General features: G+C 72.2%; 8 protein-coding genes and 3 riboswitches. Of the genes, 3 read left to right on the top strand and 5 right to left on the bottom strand.

From position 1 onward, the window contains the following. Positions 1 to 56 precede the first annotated feature (56 nt). Positions 57 to 131: riboswitch (cobalamin riboswitch) on the bottom strand. 419 nt (positions 132 to 550) lie between these two features. Next, positions 551 to 624: riboswitch (cobalamin riboswitch) on the top strand. Between the two features lie 153 nt (positions 625 to 777). Further along, positions 778 to 1,872 carry a peptidase gene (locus tag ACH4U8_RS29455; protein WP_395781296.1) on the top strand — a complete coding sequence of 365 codons (1,095 nt, stop codon included), beginning with the start codon at positions 778 to 780 and terminating at the stop codon, positions 1,870 to 1,872. Positions 1,873 to 1,973: 101 nt separating this feature from the next. Here the strand turns inward: ACH4U8_RS29455 and ACH4U8_RS29450 are convergent, their stop codons facing one another. Continuing rightward, a complete protein-coding gene (locus ACH4U8_RS29450; protein ID WP_360317158.1) occupies positions 1,974 to 2,504 on the bottom strand; it encodes a flagellar hook-length control protein FliK in 531 nt (176 codons plus the stop codon). A gap of 125 nt (positions 2,505 to 2,629) precedes the next feature. Next, positions 2,630 to 2,773, bottom strand: a riboswitch (cobalamin riboswitch). A 290-nt stretch (positions 2,774 to 3,063) separates the two neighbouring features. Between ACH4U8_RS29450 and ACH4U8_RS29445 the strand changes: the two genes are divergently transcribed. Together ACH4U8_RS29445 and ACH4U8_RS29440 are read left to right on the top strand one after the other, a co-directional pair. Continuing rightward, positions 3,064 to 5,070, top strand: coding sequence for a LodA/GoxA family CTQ-dependent oxidase (locus ACH4U8_RS29445; RefSeq protein WP_395781510.1), 2,007 nt, complete (start codon positions 3,064 to 3,066; stop codon positions 5,068 to 5,070). 100 nt (positions 5,071 to 5,170) lie between these two features. After that, entirely contained in the window at positions 5,171 to 6,361 is a 1,191-nt protein-coding gene (locus ACH4U8_RS29440; protein ID WP_395781294.1) for an FAD-dependent monooxygenase, read from the top strand. Positions 6,362 to 6,419: 58 nt separating this feature from the next. On the opposite strand, the gene ACH4U8_RS29435 is transcribed toward ACH4U8_RS29440, so the two are convergent. From ACH4U8_RS29435 to ACH4U8_RS29420, 4 genes are read right to left on the bottom strand one after another with little or no spacing between them, the layout of a single operon-like run. Continuing rightward, the gene (locus ACH4U8_RS29435; RefSeq protein WP_395781292.1) at positions 6,420 to 6,611 is read right to left on the bottom strand and encodes an MbtH family protein; all 192 of its coding nucleotides are present in this window, start codon (positions 6,609 to 6,611) and stop codon (positions 6,420 to 6,422) included. Continuing rightward, on the bottom strand, positions 6,608 to 12,241 hold the full coding sequence (locus tag ACH4U8_RS29430; RefSeq protein WP_395781290.1) for an amino acid adenylation domain-containing protein: 5,634 nt from the start codon (positions 12,239 to 12,241) through the stop codon (positions 6,608 to 6,610). Before ACH4U8_RS29430 ends, ACH4U8_RS29435 begins: the two co-directional genes overlap by 4 nt. After that, positions 12,238 to 15,624 (bottom strand): amino acid adenylation domain-containing protein, encoded by a 3,387-nt coding sequence (locus tag ACH4U8_RS29425; protein ID WP_395781288.1) that lies wholly within the window; start codon positions 15,622 to 15,624, stop codon positions 12,238 to 12,240. The genes ACH4U8_RS29430 and ACH4U8_RS29425 overlap by 4 nt, the downstream gene beginning before the upstream one ends. Next, on the bottom strand, positions 15,621 to 18,815 hold the full coding sequence (locus tag ACH4U8_RS29420) for an amino acid adenylation domain-containing protein (protein WP_395781286.1): 3,195 nt from the start codon (positions 18,813 to 18,815) through the stop codon (positions 15,621 to 15,623). Before ACH4U8_RS29420 ends, ACH4U8_RS29425 begins: the two co-directional genes overlap by 4 nt. Between the last annotated feature and the right edge of the window lie 2 nt (positions 18,816 to 18,817).

The raw sequence follows: 18,817 nt of genomic DNA, 5'->3' as shown, positions 1-18,817 counted from the left end.
TCCGGGCTTCAGCGTGCAGTCCACGACCGCTGGAGCCTTCAAAACGTACGAACCCAGGCATTCCGACTCGTGGTGACCTGTCGGTCACCACCCACGGTTGCGGGACAGCGCCGGATTTCGACCGGCTTCCCCTGGGCTTCGAACTATGCAGTTGAGAAACACCGACGACATGCGCCGGCGTGCGGAGCGTATGAGACACACCACCTCGCGGACAACCGTTCGCGTCCGCCCGACGCCGTGCCGTTGGTCACCACCGACGGCTTCGGCCGCGATCCGGCGGCCGTTTCCGGCTACTGCGCCCGGCCGTTGCCGATGGCTGCGCCCGGCCGATGCCGGTCGTCGCGCCGCGTTCGGCATGGCGAGCGTGTTGCCCGTCGAGGTGGGCATCGCCGAAGCCCTTGGCCGGAAAGCGAGTTACCGCCCGCGGCGAACTTTCCGTAGAGTGCGCAGCGTCTCGTCCGAGGACCCTCGGCGCGACGGTGCCGTGCGCTCCCGGGCACCGTCGTGGCCGACCGGTCCGGGCGCGGCGACCCGTGTCATCTTCGGCCGCAGGGAAAGTCCGGTGTGATTCCGGCGCTGACCCGCAGCGGTGGTCCGTCCGCGTGACGGCGAGCCCGAATGCCTGGGGCCGGAGCGTTCCATCTCCATTCCCTGTCGTGGTCTACGGGGCGGAGCCCTCGCGCCGCCGGGCCGAGACCGTCCCGCCTTCGGGCCCGCGGTCGAACGCGTGGCGGCTTCGCCGGGCATGCCGCGTCGCAGGCCCGGAAAGGCTTCACCATGACGCTCACCCGCCCCGGCCGGAGGATCTCCGCCCTCTTCGGCGGTCTGCTCCTCGCCGCCGCGACCGCCGTCGTACCCGCGACCGCGGGCGCCGCCCCCACGCCGGCCGACCGGTCGGCAACCGCTTCGCTCCCGGCCGGCAATCGCACTCAGGCCGCAGCCGGCTGGCTGGCCCGGCAACTCGTGGACGGCGAGCGCTTCGAGGCCACCTTCGACGGGGTGACCTACCCCGACCAGGGGCTGACCATCGACGCGGTGCTGGCGTTCGCCGCCGCCGGGGTGGCCGAGCAGAACGGTGCCAAGGCCACCGCGTGGCTGGCCCGTCCGGAGATCCTGTCCGGCTACATCGGCGACGGCACCACCAACGCCTACGCCGGCGCCACCGCCAAGGTGCTGCTCGCGGCCGAAGTGCGCGGGACGAACCCTGGCAACTTCGGCGGCGTGGACCTGCCGACCCGGCTGCGCGCGCTGCAACAACCCTCGGGCCGGTTCACCGACACCTCGCCGTGGGGCGACTACAGCAACGCTTTCAGCCAGTCGCTCGCTCTGCTCGCCCTGGACCGCACACCCGCCGGCGCACCGACCGCAGCGGTCGACTTCCTGGCCGGCGCGCACTGCGCCGACGGCGGTTTCCCGCTGAACTTCGGCCTCGCGACGTGCACCGCCGACGCCGACTCGACCGCGATGAGCGTGCAGGCGCTGGCCGCCACGGGCCGCCACCAGGAGGCCGCCGCCGGACTGAACTGGCTGGTCGCGCACCAGCTTTCCGACGGCGGCTTCGCCACGCCGGGCGCCGTCACGTCCAACGCCAACAGCACCGGCCTGGCCGGGCAGGCGCTGCTCTCCTCGTGGCGGGTGCTGCCGGGGCTGACCGCGCGGCAGTTCCTCGGCGGGCGTCAGGTGGGTTGCTCGGGCCCGCCCGCCACGCGAGGCGCGATCGCGTACGACGCGACCGGGTTCGACCCGGCCACCGCCACCCGGGCCACCGCCCAGGCGGTATTGGGCCTGGCCGGCACCGGCTTCGCCGACCTGACCGCCGCCGGGGCCCGGCCGGGCGCGCCGGCCCTGCACTGCCCGTCGTCCGCGTCCTGACCAGGATTCGCAACACCCGCGTCGCCGCTCGCCGATCCGGGCGGGCGACGACGCGGGGCCCGGGGCACCGAGTGCCCCGGGTGGGCCGGAGTTCGATCGACCTACCGCGAAGGGGCCACTCGCGGCGGCGGGTTGGTCGACGCGGTCCGGTCCTTGGCGAAGGACCAACCCTCGAAGCTGCCCGGCGGGGGCTTGCGGTTGGACGCACCCCACGAGCTGTACGTCCAGGTGCCGTTGTTCGGCGCGTGCCAGTAGGACCAATAGGCGTTGGCCGGCGGCGTGTTCAGGCAGGGTTCGGTGGCCGGGCCGGGCTTGTTCTCGATCCGACAGATGAACGCCTCGCCCCAGCGGGCGGTACCGGCTGTCTCGAATCCGGCGTTCTTGAGCGCGGCCAGTCCGGTGGCCTGGTCACCCGGCGCGCAACGCACGATCGTGGCACCGCCGAGTTCCTGGAAGTCGACGATCACGGTCACGCCGTCGTTGCTCGGGCAGACCCCGGCGCTGCCCTTGGTGGTGTCCACGGCGTACGCGCTCGGCGCCGCCGCGGTGACCTGCGCGGTGGCGGGCAGCACCAACAGGGCCAATGCGCCGACCAGTCGGCCGATACGCCCCTTGTTCCGGAAAAGCTTCACGGACGGATTCCCTTCGTGCGGTGGACGCGGGCGCGGACGGCGGGAACGACGAGTCCCGGCATCCGGCCGAAGGCAGGCATCGGCCGCGGAATCCGGGCTTCAGCGTGCAGTCCACGACACCTGGAGCCTTCGAGATCGAGCAACCCAGGCATTCCGACTCGTGGCGACCTGTCGATCACCACCCACGGTTGCGGGACAGCGCCGGATTTCGACCGGCTTCCCCTGGGCTTCGAACATGCAGTTGTGGCAAGTCGATCCGTACGGATCGCGGTGCGCCGACGAACCTGTCGGCGTCCGGAGCGTATGAGAGAGCGCACCCTGCGGACAACCGTCGACCCACGGTCCCCACCGTGCCGTTCGTCACCCGGACGGCGGATCCGAGGTCGGCGGCGCAGAGCCGATCGGGCGCACCGGGCCGGCCGGGGTCCGCCGGAAGGTGTCACCCGACTGGGTCTTGCGTTCGGCGATCGTGGTTGGACAGCGTGGAGTTGCGCGCGTACCCGGCGTGTGATCGCACGTCGGAACCAGCACACCCCGGATGGGCCCCTGGGGCCCGGCGGTGTGGGCGGACGAGAGCAACGGGAGTGCTGTGAGCGATCGGGACGGCAACAGGCGAACGGACGACCGCATCGTCCGAGTACGCATCCATCCGGCCATCGGCATTGCGCGCGTGGGCAACAGCACGCGCCCGGACGGCTGGTACTACGGACCCGAAACCCCCGACCCGGAGCCCACCCCACCGGGCTTCACCAAGGACGCGGACGGCGCGATCAAGCGCCAGGCGGCCCGATTCCGGCTGTACGGCCACGCCGCCGACGGGCACGTGGTGCGCGAGGTGACGGTCGCCGACCCGGGCACCCGGATCACCTGGGGCGTACACGTGGCCAATCGCAAGGCCGCGTGGTACCAGTTCCAGCTCCCGCTGGACATCCCGGACTCGCGGGATCCGGCGGCCAGGCCGTCCGCGCGGCGCAATCCGAGCGTCACCGATCGCCGGTCGCTGGTGATCGATCCCGGCCGCAAGACGCTGAACGCCACGCCCGGTGGGCGGGTGCCGTTCACCGGCGGCCGTTTCCTGGGTCGGGTCGACGTCCCGCTGGGCGAGATGCGCACGGACGAGCACGGCCGACTGGTGGTGCTCGGCGGGCTCGGCGCCGCCGGCTCGCCCGATCACACGCCGCCGGCCTCGGTAACGAACAACGACGGTTGGTACGACGACATTTCCGATGGGCCGGTGACCGCGTCGGTCACCATCGACGGCGTCTCGGTGCCGGTGGATCCGGCCTGGGTGGTGGTCGCGCCACCCAACTTCGCGCCGGACCTGCGCACCGTACGCACCCTCTACGACCTGCTCTTCGACGTGTTCGTCGGCACCGGCCAACTGCCGTTCCCGGCCCGGGTCTCGTTCGGCGAGCACATCGAACCGATCCTGCGCCGGTTCTGCGAACTCCAGTGGGTCAACGCCGGGTTCGCGGCCAAATTCGGCTGGGCCGGTCCGGAGTACTTCCTCGCCCCCGAGGCGTTGCGCCGGTTGTCCAGTCCGGCGATCGAGCATCGCGAGGTGCGCCGGCAGGTGTACACCGCGCTGCGCGACTACAACCGCGACGACAAGTCGCCGATGCCGTGGCCCTGGCTCTACGGCGACGGCATGGCCAGTGTGCCTCGGACGGTGCGCCAGTACATGACACTGTCGCCGACCCAGGACCGGCTGCTGCTGGCCTGGTCGCAGGGGAACTTCGACGCGTCGCCGTTCGCCGGCTACCCGCACCGCGTGGAGGACGCGCCGCCGGCCGCGCAACCGGGGCTGCTGGATCGGGCCGCGTTGGACTTCTGCGTCGCGGACGCGTTCCATCCCGGGATCGAGGTGACCTGGCCGATCCGGCACGCGACGATGTTCGCCGAGCCGTTCCGGATCAGGGCGCGGCCCGAGGGCGATCCCGATCCGGACTACGGCAACACGCTCACCCCGGACAAGGCGCTGGCCCCCGACGGCCCGCTGTACGCGCAGGGACCGGGTGACCTCAGTCGATGGATGGCGGTGCCCTGGCAGACCGACACGGCGGGCTGCCGCGCGGGCTACGAGTCGCAGGCCGGACTCGGGCCGCGTTACGACCCGTACGTACCGACGTTCTGGCCCGCACGGGTGCCCAACCACGTGCTCAAACAAAGCGACTACGAGAAGGTCAACCGGCCGGACAGTGGCGGTTCGAGCGATCGCGAGGCCGCGTTCACGCACCGCGCGGTGTGGTTGCGCGGACTGACCGGGACCACGCCCGAGGCGCAGCGCCGACAGATGATCGACGGCTGGTACAAGCTCGGCATCGTCGAAGTGCGGCCCTACACGGTCGGCGACGGCCGCTTCCCGGCCCGCATGCAGGTCGAGTCGCCGCCGCAACCGCCGTTCGACCAGGCCCGGGACGCCAACAACCTGGTGAACGTGCACGTCCCGGAACCGGCCCCCGACGAGCCGGTGATCCGCGATGTCGCCGAGGCCACGGGGCAACACGCAGCGGACGTCACGGTGGGCTACGTCGACAACATCGATCCCTACCTGGATTCGCAGTGACGGGAGCCGCATCCGCGTGGCGGCACGGACCTGCCCGCGAACGGCGTGGCGGTGGAGGTGCCGTGCGGGTGAGCGGCGTCGGCTCGTGCGGACTTCGCCCGTGACCGGGGTCGGGGCGCCGCCGGCCCGGCGGCGGTACGACGTCGTGGTCGCCGGTGGCGGGCCGGCCGGCGCCGCGGCGGCGATCACGCTGGCACGTGCGGGTCGTTCGGTGCTGCTCGCCGACGCGGGTGGCGGGCCGCCGGCGATCGGCGAGGCGCTGCCGGGGGCGGCCCGGGTGCTGCTGGCCGACCTGGGGGTCGGCGAGCACGTACCCGGGGCGGGCCATCTGCCCTGCTACGCCACGCTGTCCGTGTGGGGGTCGCCGCAGCCGGTCACGGTCTCCGCGATCGACGACCCGAACGGGCCCGGCCGGCACCTGGATCGCCCGCTGTTCGACCGCCGCCTGCGCGACGGCGCCCGGGCGGCCGGTGCCGAGGTGGCCGAGCGCACCCCGGTCGGCGCGCCGATGCGCCGGCCGGACGGCACCTGGTCGGTGCCGCTGGGTCGGCCCGACCGGCGCGAAGTGGTGTGCTGCGACTGGGTCGTCGACGCGACCGGGCGCCGAGCGGCGGTCGCGACCGGAAGCGGCGGCGCCCGCCGGCACACCCACGACGCCCTGGTCGCGCTGCACCTGACCCTGGTCGATCCCACCGCGTGCGACGCCGACGCGAGTACGGTGGTCGAATCCGGGCCGGACGGCTGGTGGTACACCGCGCTGGTGCCCGGCAATCGGCGCCTGGTGGCCTACTTCACCGACGCCGATCTGCCCACCGCGCGAGCGGGTGACTCGGCCGGCTTCCGGGCCCGCCTCGCCGAAACGACCGAGATCGGCCGACGACTGGCCGGGTGGCCCCTGCCGTCGCCCGTACTCCCGCGCCGGGCCCCCGCACACGGCGCCCACCTGGACCGGGTCTGCGGCCCGGGCTGGATCGCCGCGGGCGACGCCGCAACCGCCTTCGACCCGGTGTCCGCCCAGGGCATCCTCACCGCCCTGTACACCGGCCTCACCGCCGGTCAAACCGTCGACGCACATCTCGCAGGCCACCGGGACGCGCCCGACACCTACCAAGCCCGCCTCGCCGACCTACGCCACGCCTACCACCGCAACCACCACCACGCCTACACAGCCGAACAACGCTGGCCCCACACCCCCTTCTGGCACCGCCGCCACCACCCCACGCCCCCACACGACGCCGACTGCTGCTCGCGCCGAACCGACACCGACGCGCTTGCGGACCGGGTGCGGTGACGCCGCCGCCGGCGAGCCCCGGGTGGGCTCGCCGGCGGGGTGGTCGGTGGTCGGTGGGCTATCGGATGCTGCGGGGGCGCATGTCGGTCCAGACCCGGTCGATGTGGGCGAGGCAGTCCGGGCGGGTGCCGGTGAAGCCTTCCGCGCGCCAGCCGGCCGGGAGATCCCGGTCGGTGGCCCAGACCGAGTACTGCTCCTCGTCGTTGATCACCACGCGGCAGTTGCGTTCGGTTTCGTCGTTGCCGGTCATACCTTCTCCAGTTCGGGTTCGGGCGACTTCCGGACGGGCGGCGGCGATGCGTCCGCCCGCTTCTTGCGGCGTTCCTCGATGCCGATCAGGTCGTCCGGCATCGCGTCCGGGACCTCGTCGTCGAATCCGGCGATCACCCGGTGCCGGAAGGAGGCGAGCGCGAGCAGGATCATCGCGGACGCGCACACCAGGTACAGGAACCCGGTGCCGCGCCCCTCGCCGACCCCGATCACCCGGCCGACGCTGGACGCCAGCGCGCCGCCCGGGGTGAACAGCGGTTCGAGCAGGTGCACCGCGAGCGGCGCGATCACCCCGAAGCCCAGCGGGAGCGTGGACCACGCCACCATCGTGTTCAGCGCGATCACCCGGCCGTGGAACCGCTGGGGCACCTTGACCTGGATGATCGTCGCGTAGATGCCGTTGAGCAGGGACAGTCCGAAGAACACCCCGAAGAAGCCGATGCCGACCAGCACCGGCGAGGGCCGCAGACCGGCGACGAAGGCGAAGAGCGCGATCAGCACGGTGGCCAGCAGGATGCCGTGCATCCGGCGATGCCGCGGACCTCCCCACACCCCCATCGCCAGGCCGCCGAGCAGCGCGCCGGCGCCCGCCGCGACGCCGACCGCGCCCGCGGTGTGCACCGATCCGAAGGACAACACCAGCGGGGTCATCAGCACCAACATCGGTGCCAGGAACACGTTGAGCAGCGCGAAGTAGAGCAACATCGTGCGGAATCCGGGATGCCCCATGGAGTAGCGCACCCCGTTGGCGATCTCCTTGACCATGCTCTCGCGCCGGGTCTGCGCCATCGTGTCGGGGAACGGCACGAAGGCGACCACCGTCACCGCGATCACGAACGTGGTGATGTCGATCACCAGGATGCCACCGAGTCCGATGCTCGCCAACAGCGCGACCGCGATCAACGGCACCACCAACTGGGCCAGCCCGGTGCTCATTTGCACGATGCCGTTGGCATGGCCCAGATAGCGCTTGGGTACCAGTTGCGGCACCGCAGAGGTGTAGGCCAGGCGTTGGAAGGTGGCGGTCACCGACAACACCACCAGGAGTCCGTACACCGCCCCCACGCCCAAATGGCCGCCCCACAACAGCAGCGCCATCGTCACCTGCACCGCGCCCGCCGCGCAGTCCGCGGCCAGCATCACCGACCGGCGACTGTTGCGGTCCACCACCGCCCCCGCCAACGGCGCCACCAGGATGCCGGGCACCAGCGCCAGCACCGAGAACAGCGCGAACTGGGTGAGTGAATCGGTGCGCAGATAGATCCAGATGGGGATGGCGAACTCGGTCAGCGCCGACCCGGTGATCGACGCGAGCTGCCCCAGGGCCACCGCCATGAACCGACCCATGCTCGGCCGCACGGCCGGGGTGGGCGCCGACCGCACGGCGGCGGGTGCGGCTTCATCCTCGGAATCGGCGTCGGTGCCGCCCGATACGCCCTGCAACCACCATCCCGCGTCCGCACCGCGCGCCGCCCGGGTCAGCGGCTCGGTCCGGTCCCGGGCCACGGCCTCGTGCGTCGCGGTGACGATCTCGGCCAACTCGTCCGCCCGGTAGCGCAGGAAGTAGTGGCCCGCCTCGTCGATCACCACCAGCGCCGTGGCGTCGGCCATGAAGTGCCACTCCCGGAAGCGCTCCTGGTAGAACTCCGTGCTGGGGTCGCGCTCGCCGATCACCGAGATCACCGGTGCGGCCAACGGCCGCATGCCCTCGGCCATCCGCCGGGTGAAGTACTCCTCCGAAGTCCGGCCGTCCTTGCGCATGTTGCGGATGATGAAGGTGACCTGCTCCTCGTCCAGGTCGCCGAGGTCCGCGCCCATCGAGGTCAGCCAGTTCAGGTGCACCCGGTCCCCGCGCAGCCGTTCGAGTCCGGAGAAGCGCGACAGCGCGCCGAGCAGACCGCCCTCGGGTCGGGCGAACGGGAAGATCGCGCCCAGGTACACCGCCTCCAGCCGGCGCCCCGACTCCTCCAACAGATGGGCGATCTGCGCGGTCAGCGCACTGCCCACCCCGCAGTGCCCGTAGAGCGCCAACGGTCCCTCGACCCGGGCCAGGATCTCGTCCACACACTCCTGGGCGACCTCCTCGATCGGCCTGGGCGCCTCGGGCATGGACAGGTCGTGGCCCGGAATGGCCACCGAGTACAACGAGTGCCCGGCGGGCAGCGCATCGGCCAGCGGCTGGTACACCACCGCGCTGCCGCCGCCGTACGGCACACACACCAACGAGAGCACCCGCTGCGCGACAGGCACCGGCCGAGTCAACTCGTGCAACAGCGAACGGGGTTCATCCGTGCCGACCGGACGGTCGATCAAGGCGGCGAGTTCGCGCACGGTCCGGTGTTTGAACAACTCCAACAGGCTCACCTGTCGACTCCCGGGCGGCAACACCTTGCGCAGCCGGGCCAACACCTGCATCGCGAGCAGCGAATGCCCGCCCAGTTCGAAGAAGTCGTCGGTGACCCCGACCGCGGCCAGATCGAGCACCGACGTCCAGATCCCGACCAGCGCCTCCTCGGTCGCACCGACCGGCGCCACCCGCTCGCCGCCGTCCGCCCCGCTGCCGGCCCCGGCGTCCGGCTCCGGCAGCAGCGCACGGTCGACCTTGCCGTGCGCCTTCAGCGGCAGTCGGTCGAGCCAGACGAACCTGGACGGCACCATGTACTCGGGCAACCGAACCAGCAGTTCCCGGCGCAACTCGGCACCGGCCGGCGGCTCGCCCGGGTGGTCCTCGGCCGGCACCAGATAGGCGATCAGCCGTTGCGATCCGGCCGGTCCCCGCGCGTCCACCACGGCCTGGCCGACCGCCGCTTGCGCGCGCAACGCCTCCTCGATCTCGGCCGGTTCGACCCGATAGCCGCGAATCTTGACCTGCTGGTCGCTGCGACCGAGGAACTCCACGTCACCGTCGGGCAGGTATCGACCCAGATCGCCGGTGCGGTACAGCCGGGCGCCCGGCGGCCCGAACGGGTCGGGCACGAACCGGTCGGCGGTCGCGCCCGGTTGCCCCAGATAGCCGCGGGCCAGCCGCTCGCCCCCGATGTGGATCTCCCCGGTGACTCCGATCGGTACCGGTTCCAGGTGCGCGTCCAGCAGGTAGATCCGTGCGTTCGGCAACGGTCGGCCGATCGGCGTCACCGTCGAGATCGGCACCTCCTGCGGGCGGACCCGGTAGGTGGTCACCCCCACCGTGGTCTCGGTCGGCCCGTAGTGGTTGACCACCGCGCAGGTGCCGAGCGCGGCCAGATCCCGCGTCCACTCCCACGACGAGCCCTCGCCGCCGAGGATCAACATGCTTCGGGGCAACAGGCGTTCGGCGCCGACCTCGGCCGCCAATCCGGCCAGGTGGGAGGGCGTCATCTTCAGGTAGTCCACCGGATGCCGACCCAGGTGGTCGGCGAACTCCGCACCGGAGAGCCGCTTGGGGATCAGGTGCAGTTCGCCGCCGGTGGTCCAGGCCAGGTACAGCGCGGTGATCGCGAAGTCGAAGGACAACGACTGGGCCAGGCCGTAGACCGATCCGGGGACGATCTCGAACCGCTCGCGTACGCCGTCGAGATAGGCAAGTGCCTCGCGGTGCTGCACCGCGACGCCCTTGGGACGACCCGTGGAGCCGGACGTGTAGATCACGTAGGCCAGGTTCCCCGGGCCGGCCGGGGCCCCCGACTCCGCCCGCTCCGAATCCGCCCGCTCCGAATCCGGATCCCGGGCGTCGATCGCCGCCTGTTCGCGATCGAGCAGAATCACCGTGCCGGCGTGACCCGCCGTGCGCTCGCGCAGCGCGCTGTCCGTCACCAGGACCCGCACACCCGCATCGGCGAGCATGAACGCCAGCCGCTCGACCGGCTGTTCCGGATCCAGTGGGAGATACGCCCCGCCCGCCTTGAGCACGGCCAGCACCGCCACCGCGAGGTCGAGCGACTGTTCCAGGCACAGCGCGACCGGTGTCTCCGGGCCGACCCCGCACCCGCGCAGGTAGCGGGCGAGCCGAGCGGCGCGCGCGTCGAGTTCACCGTAGTCGAGCGTCTGCCCCTCGTGTGTCACCGCCGGGGCGCGCGGATCCAGGGCCACCCGGGCCTCGATCGCGGCGGCCAGCGTGGGGTGTTCGGGCAGTGGCCGGGCGGTGTCGTTCCAGCCGGTGACGAGTTGGGCCCGCTCCTGCGCGCCGAGCAGGTCGATCCGGGACAGCGGGGTATGCGGGTCGGCGGTCACCACCCGCAGCAGGGTGGCCAGATGCCCGGCGAGCCGAGCCACCGTGCTCGCGTCGAACAGGTCGGTGTTGTAGGTGAGCAGGCACTGCATCCCGGTGTCGGTCTCGAACACGAACAGGCTCAGGTCGAACCGGGTCACCCGGGAGTCGCCGGTGAACCAGTCGTGGTCGAGCCCGACGAAACCGCGCTCGCCGCGCCCGTAGTTCTGCAGCGCGAAGGTGACCTGGAACAGGGGTGTACGGCTGACGTCGCGGGTCACGTTCTGGTCCCGGACCACCTGGTCGAACGGCAGATCCTGGTGTGCGTAGGCGTCCAGGCTGCTTTCCCGGACCCGACCGAGGAGTTCGGCGAAGGTGGGGTCCCCGGCCAGCGGCGCCCGCATGGCCAGCATGTTGACGAACATGCCGATCATCGGTTCCAGGTCCGGATGCGGACGTCCGGCGATCGGCGAACCGATCGCGAAATCGTGCTGACCGCCGTGCCGGGACAACACCGCCTGCCAGGCCGCGAGCAGCGTCATGTACGACGTGGCGCGGTGCGCGCGGCCCAACTCCACGACGGCTGCCGCCAACTCGGCGTCCAGCTTGAAGCCGTGCGCGTCGCCGACGAAGGTCTGTTGGGCCGGTCGGGGCCGGTCGGTGGGCAGCGCGAGCGTACCCAGCCCGGCCAGTCGCTCGCGCCAGTAGCGGGCGGCCCGCTCACCTTCGGGACCGGTCAGGCGCTGCTGCTGCCAGGCCGCGTAGTCTCCGTATTGCACCGCCGGTTCGGCCACGGGCGATTCCAGGCCGGCCGTGAACGCGCCGTAGTCGGCCATCAGTTCGTTGACGAGCAGGTGCACCGACCAGCCGTCGCCGATCAGGTGGTGCAGGACCACCAGCAGTACGGTGTCCTCCCGGTCCAACCGCACCAGCGCGGCCCGCACCAGCGGTGGCACCTCCAGGTGGAACGGGCGGGCGGACTCCGCACCCACCAGCGCCGCCGCCCAGCGCTCCCGGGCCTCGGCGTCCAGGTCGGCGTCGGGCGTGTGCCGGGTCACGGTGAGCGGCATCGGCGGATGCACGGTGGCCACCGGTCGACCGTCCGCGCTGGTGCCGAAGGTGGTACGCAGGCTGTCGTGCCGGGTCAACAGCGCCTGTAGCGCCCGTTCCAGGGCGTCCTCGTCGAGCCGCCCGCGCAGTCGCAGCGCGAGCGGAATGGTGTACGCGGCGGTTCCCGGGGTCAGGTTCTCCATGAACCACAGCGGGATCTGCGCGAAGGACAACGGGACTTCGGCTCCCTCCGGCAGTCGCGGGATCGATGGGGGCGCGGCCGTCGCGGATCTGCGCAGCCGCTGTTCGAGCAGGGCCCGTTTGGCGGCGGAGAGGTCGCCGGGACGGGTCGGTGGCGCCGGGGTGAGCGTCATCGTGGATCTCCTGTCTCGGCCTGGTCCAGCACCAGTCGTTCGGCGTCCGCCTCGGAGAGCGTGTCGAGTTCGGCGAGCAGCAGTTCCTCGACCGACGCGGCCAGTCCGGCCACGGTGGGATCGGCGAACAGGGCGCGGATCGGCACGGTCAGTTCGATCGCCGCGCCGAGTCGGGCCACCGCCCGGGTGGCCAGCAGCGAGTGGCCGCCGAGGGCGAAGAAGTCGTCCAGCGCGCCGACCCGTTCCAAACCGAGCACATCGGCGAAGGTCTCCGCGACCAGTTCCTCGGCGCTGCCGCGCGGCGCCACGAACGAGGTCGCCGGGGTGCTGCGTTGTTCCGGTGCGGGCAGCGCGGCCCGGTCGAGCTTGCCGTTGGTGGTCAGCGGCAGGCGCTCCAGCAACACGTACGCGGCCGGCACCAGGTACGCGGGCAGCGTCCGGGCCAACGCGGCACGCACCGCCGGCGGGTCCGGCGGGTCGACCGCCTCGGCGCCGGGCACCAGATAGGCGACCAGTCGTCGATCGCCGCGCTCGCCCCGCACCAGCACGGCCGCCTGGGCGATATCCGGCTGTGCGACCAACGCCGCCTCGATCTCCCCGAGTTCGATCCGGTAGCCGCGCAGCTTGACCTGCTGGTCGGTGCGACCGAGGAACTCCAACTGCCCGTCCGGGCGTTGCCGAGCGCGGTCGCCGGTGCGATAGAGCCGGGCGCCGGGTGCGCCATACGGGTCGGGCACGAACTGCAGTCCGGTCGCACCCGGGCGGCCCAGATAGCCCCGGGCCGGTCCGATGCCTCCGACGCACAACTCCCCCGGCACACCCGGCGGCACGGGTTCGAGATGCCGATCCAGCACGTGCACGCGGGTGCCGGCCAGCGCCCGCCCGATCGGCGGTCGGGCGCCGTCCCACGGTTCGGCGCGCGGGCCGGCCAGGGTGGCCGACGTGACGATCACCGCGGTCTCGGTGGGCCCGTACGTGTTGACCAGGTCGACCCGGTCGCCGAACGTCTCGCGCCAGCGCCGCGTCGAGGCGGCGTCGGCCTGATCGCCGCCGATGATCAGCAGCCGCAGCGCCTTCGGCCACGGCAGACCCGGGGTCTGGGCGACCAACTCGTGCCAGTAGGAGGTGGGCAGATCGAGCACGGTCAGGGTGCGACCGGCGTGGGTGCCGAAGAAGTCCGGCAACAGCCCGTCCGCGGGTGCGAGCACCAGCGTCGCCCCGCCCAGCAGCGTCGGATAGACCTCCTCGACGTGGGTGTCGAAGCCGAACGAGGCGAACTGCAGGACCCGGTCGGTGGGGCCGCTGCGGTAGCGCTCGCGCATCCAGGCCACCCGGGCGGCGAGTGCTCCACGGGTGATCAGCGTGCCCTTGGGGCGGCCGGTGGAGCCGGAGGTGTAGACGAGGTAGGCGAGATGCTCGGGCCCGGCGATCGGGGTGAGCGGCTGGTCCCGCGCTTCGTCGCCGTCGCCTTCTCCTTGGAGGCCGGCGGCCCGGTCCCCGTTCTCGTCCCGCTCCCCGGGCCCTTCCCCGGGCCCGGCCTCGGGCCCGTTCTCGGACCCGTCCAACAGCAGGACCGGCGGCGCGCCTTCGGCGAAACGGCTCGCGAACTGCGCTCGGCACAGGACACGTTCGGCCCCGCTGTCGGTCAGCATGTAGGCGATGCGCTCGGCCGGCAGCGCGGGATCCAGCGCGAGGTAGGCGCCGCCCGCCTTGAGCACGGCGAGCAGCGCGACGATCGTCTCGATCGAGCGCTCGGCACACACCGCGATCACCGAGTCCGGGCCGGCGCCGCCGCGCCGCAGTTCGCGGGCCAACCGGTTCGCCCGGGCGTCCAGGTCGGCGTAGCCGATGCGGGTGTCGCCGCACTCGACAGCGTCGGCCTGCGGTGTACGCAACGCCTGTACCTCGAAGGCCAGGATCGCGTCCGGGCAGTCACCCGCGTCCGGGCCGGCTGCGGCCGCCGTGACCCGGGCCCGCTCGGCCGGCGGCAGCAGCGGCAACCGGGACAGCGGCGTATCCGGGTCCGCCACCGCGCCCCGAAGCAACGTCTCGAAGCAGCGCGCGAGGCGGGCGACGGTCTCGGGGACGAAGCGCTCCGTGTCGTAGACGAACTCGACGACCAGTTCGTCGCTTTCCGGCCACACCTCCAGCGTCAGGTCGTACTTGGCCTGGCGGAAGCCGGACTCGAAGACCTCCGCGCTCGCCTCGCCGAGCCGCAATTCGGGGCCCGCGGGCGGGCGCAGGATCAACATGGTCTGGAACACCGGCGGGCTGTCCGGATCACGGTCCACGTCCAGGGCGCCGAGCAGTCGTTCGAACGGCACGTCCTGGTGCTCGAACGCCTGGAGTGCCACCGTCCGAGTGCGGGCCAGGAAGTCCCGGAACGAGGGGTCCCCGGCGGTGCTCCCGCGCAGCACCAGCGTGTTGAGGAAGTAGCCGACGAGAGGTTCGTACTCCTCCTCGTCCCGACCCGCCAACGGCGAGCCCACGCACACGTCCTCCTGGTCGCAGTAGCGCGCGAGCAGGGTCTGGTAGGCGGCCAGGAGGAACATGTACAGGGTGACCCGCTCGCGCCGGGCGAGTTGCTCGATGCCCGCGCGCAGCTCGGCGGGCAGGTGATGGGTGACCGTGCCGCCGCGCCCGGGGTGACCGCCGCCCACGCGGGCCCGGTCGGCGGGCAGGTCCAGGGTCGGCGCGCCCGCGAGTTGTCGGGTCCAGTAGGTCAGCCGTTCGTCGAAGCCGGGCGAGTCGACGAGTTCGCGTTGACGCCGCACGTAGTCGGCGTAGCTCAGCGGCAGCGGTTCCAGCGGCGAGGGCAGACCGGCCGCGAACGCCGAGTACACGGCCACCAGCTCGGTGTCCAGAACGTTCATCGACCAGCCGTCGGCGATGATGTGGTGCAACACCAGGCACAACACGTGATCGTGCCCGTCCTCGTCCAGGCGCAGCAGGCTCGCCCGCAGCAGTGGGCCCCGGGACACGTCGAAGGGTCGGTTGGTGCGTTCGGCGACCAGTTCGCGGGCGTGCCGCTCCCGCTCGGCGGGCAGGCCGTCGACGATCACCCGCTCCAGGGCGAAGTCGTGCCACGTGCCGATGAGTTGTACCGGCACGCCGTCCTCGTCGGGGAAGCAGGCACGCAGGCTGTCGTGTCGCGCGACCAGTGCGGCCAGCGCGCGTTCCAACGCGTCGGCGTCCAGCGGGCCGCGCAGGCGATGAATCTGGAACATGTTGAAGGCGGCGTCGCCGGGGTTGAGCCGGTCCAGCAGCCACAGTCGTTCCTGGCCCGCCGACAGAGGTGTCCGGGTGGACTGTTCGGGCCGGTTCGCGAGCTGCTCCGCCGGTTGTTCCCGGTGCGGGTCGAGGCTTCGGAATGGGGTACTCATGGCCGCCGTTCGCTTTGCATCGCGCTGACCGCGCTGGTGAGTCCGGTGATGGTCGGGGATTCGAAGAAGACGTGCAGCGGTACGTCCACGCCCAGGCGCTTGCGAATCCGCGCGCCGATCCGGGTGACGGTGAGCGAGTGACCGCCCAGGTCGAACAGGTCCTCGTCGGGGCGGATGTCGTCCAGGCCGAGCACCTCGCGCCAGATGGCGGTGATCTCGGCGGCCGGGCCGGGGTCGCCGAGCGGCTCGGCCGCCGGGTCCCGATCCGGGTCCGATGCCGAATCCTGGTCCGCCGCCCGCACGCGAGGTGGTGCGGGCAGCGCGGCCCGGTCCAGCTTGCCGTTCGGCGTGAGCGGCAGGCGCTCCAGGGCAACGAACGCGCTCGGGACCAGCGCCCGGGGCAGCGTCGCGGCCAGGTGCACCCGCAGTTCGGCCGGACCGGGGACGGCGCCCGGGCGCGGCACCAGGTAGGCCACCAGGCGCGCGCCGTCGGCCCCGTCCTGCCGGGCCAGCACGGTCGCCGTCGCGACATCCGGGTGGACGAGCAACGCGGCCTCGATCTCGCCGAGTTCGATCCGGTGGCCGAGGATCTTCACCTGGTGGTCGACTCGCCCCAGGAACTCGATCCGGCCGTCCGCGCGGTAGCGGGCCCGGTCGCCGGTGCGATACATCCGGGCTCCGGGCGGTCCGAACGGGTCCGGTCCGAACCGGTCGGCGGTGACGCCGGGCAGGTGCCGGTAGCCCCGGGCCAGACCGCTGCCGCCGATGTACAGGTCGCCCTCGACCCCGATCGGGACCGGGGCGACTGCGGCGTCCAGGATGTACATCCGGGTGTTGGCGATCGGGCGGCCGATGCTCACCTCGTCGTCGTCCGGGCCGATTTCCGCCGTACTGGACCACACCGTGGTCTCGGTCGGTCCGTAGGCGTTCACCAACCGTCGTACCTGCGCCCGCAGTTCTCGGGCCAGGGGGAGCGGGAGCGCCTCGCCGCCGGTGACCGCGACCACGGCCGGCTCCGCGAAGCCCGCGTCCAGCAACATCCGCCACCCGGAGGGGGTGGCCTGCACATGCGAGACGTGTTCGTCCCGGATCAGCCGGAGCAGCGCCCGCCCGTCGCGTACGTCGCCGTCCCGGGCGAGCACCAGCAGGCCACCGGTGATCAGCGGCACGTACAGTTCCACGGCGGAGATGTCGAACGAGGCCGAGGTCAGGCCGAGCCACACCGCGTCCTGATCGCTGTGCAGCGTGTCCCGCATCGAGGCGAGCAGGTTGCTCAGCGCGCCGTGCTCGATCTCCACGCCCTTGGGCCGGCCGGTGGAGCCGGAAGTGGCCAGCACGTAGGCGAGGTCGCCGGGCGCGGGCGCCGGCCACGACCGGGGTGCGCCGGCGATCGCGGTGCCGACTTCACTCGCCTCGCCGACCTCGCCGATCCCGTCGATCAGCAGCGCGCCGTCCGCGTGTTCGGGGAATCGGCCCAGCAGGTCGTGCTCGGTCAGCAGCACGGTCGCGGCACAGTCCGCCAGCACCGACGCCAGCCGCGCCGAAGGGTACTCCGGGTCCAGCGGCAGGTATCCGGCGCCGGCCCGCAGCACACCCAACAGGGCCGTGGGCAGTGCCGCGGTGCGCCGCACGCAGACCGCCACCAGGTCGCCCGCGCCGATGCCGGCGGTGCGCAGCCGCTCGGCGACCGCCTCCACGGCCGCGTCCAGTCGGGCATAGGTCAGTCGTTCCGCACCGCAGTGCACCGCCGGTGCGTGCGGCGTGCGGGCGACCTGCGCGGCGAACAGTTCCGGCAGGGTCGCGGGATCGCCCGCCCGAGCGGTGTCGTTCCAGTCGACCAGAATCGCGGCCCGCTCCCGGTCGGTCAGCACCGGGAGGCGCGACAGCGCGGTGTCCGGGGCCGCGACGATCGCGCGCAGCAGGGTGGCATAGTGCCCGACGATCTCCTCGGCCGCTCCCCGGTCGAGGGCGTCGGTGGCGAAGTGCAACTGCATGGCCAACCGGTCGGGGTCGTCCAGGCATTGCAGGTGCACATCGCCACGCACCGCGTGGTTGAACATGGTCCAGTCGATCGACCCGGGCACCCCCGCGAAGTCGGGTACCTCGGTGCGTCGGCGATAGCTCATCGACACCGGTGCCAGCGCCGAGCGTGGGGTGAGACCGGCCACCACCCGACCCAGCGGTACGTCCCGCACCAGGTACAGCTCGCGCAGGTCGGCACGCAGCGCCCGGCCGAAATCAGCGAACGACAGATCCGGCGACGGCGAGCTGTGTACCGGGAGTTCGTTGACGTACGGGCCGATCCGGTCGCGGCTGTGCGGGGTTCGGGTGCCCAACCCGATGGCCACCGTGGGGCGTTCGTTGCCGTAGCGCCACAGCAGCACGTGCAGGGCGCCCAGCAGCAGCGCGAACGAGCTGATGCCCAGCAGTTCGGCGGTGCCCGCCAGGTCGCGCCGCAAGGCGTCGTCCACGGGTATCGGCACCGACTCGCCGGGACCACCGTCGGTGCCGGGGCGGCGTCGACCGGGCAGCAGCACCGGTGGCGGGTCCTGGGCCTCGGCGGCGAAGCGTTCCTTGGCGAGGGTGACCCGGTGGGCGAACTCCGCCGCCTCGCGGGCGCTGCGCTCGGCGTCGGCGCTCGGCTCGTGTTCCACCGGATCCGGCTTGGTTCCGCTGCCGAAGGCGGTGTAGAGCGTGGCCAGTTCGCGGACCAGGATGTCCTTGGAGACGCCGTCGAAGGCCAGATGGTGGACGACGATCAGCAACACCCGGTGACCGGGGCCCGCATCGAGCAGCGTGAAGCGCGCGAGTGGGCCGGTGACCTGGTCGAACGGGCGCAGGGTCTCGTGTCGGATCGCCTCGGCGACGGCGTCCGTACCCCGATCGGGTGCGGGCGCCGCGAGGGGCAGGATCACGAGTCGGGGGATGAATTCGGTGGGAACCGACCACAGTTCGCCGTCGACTTCGCGCAGCACGCTGCCCAGGATCGGATGGCGGGCGACGAGCGCGTCGCAGGCGTCGGCCAGGGCCGCCCGATCGAGGTCGCCGGTGAATCGGATGGCGAGCGGCATGTGGTGGGCGGTGCCGGTGTGGCCGGCGAGTTCGGTGAACCGGATCCCGTGCTGCGCCGGGGTCACCGGGGCGCGGTGGAGGGTTTCCGGCGGCAGGGGTACCGGCTGGGACTTGCGCATCG

Source organism: Embleya sp. NPDC020886, assembly GCF_044333915.1.
Classification (GTDB): domain Bacteria; phylum Actinomycetota; class Actinomycetes; order Streptomycetales; family Streptomycetaceae; genus Embleya.
The sequence above is the reverse complement of the archived record's forward strand: the minus strand, read 5'-3'. Positions and strand labels throughout refer to the sequence as shown.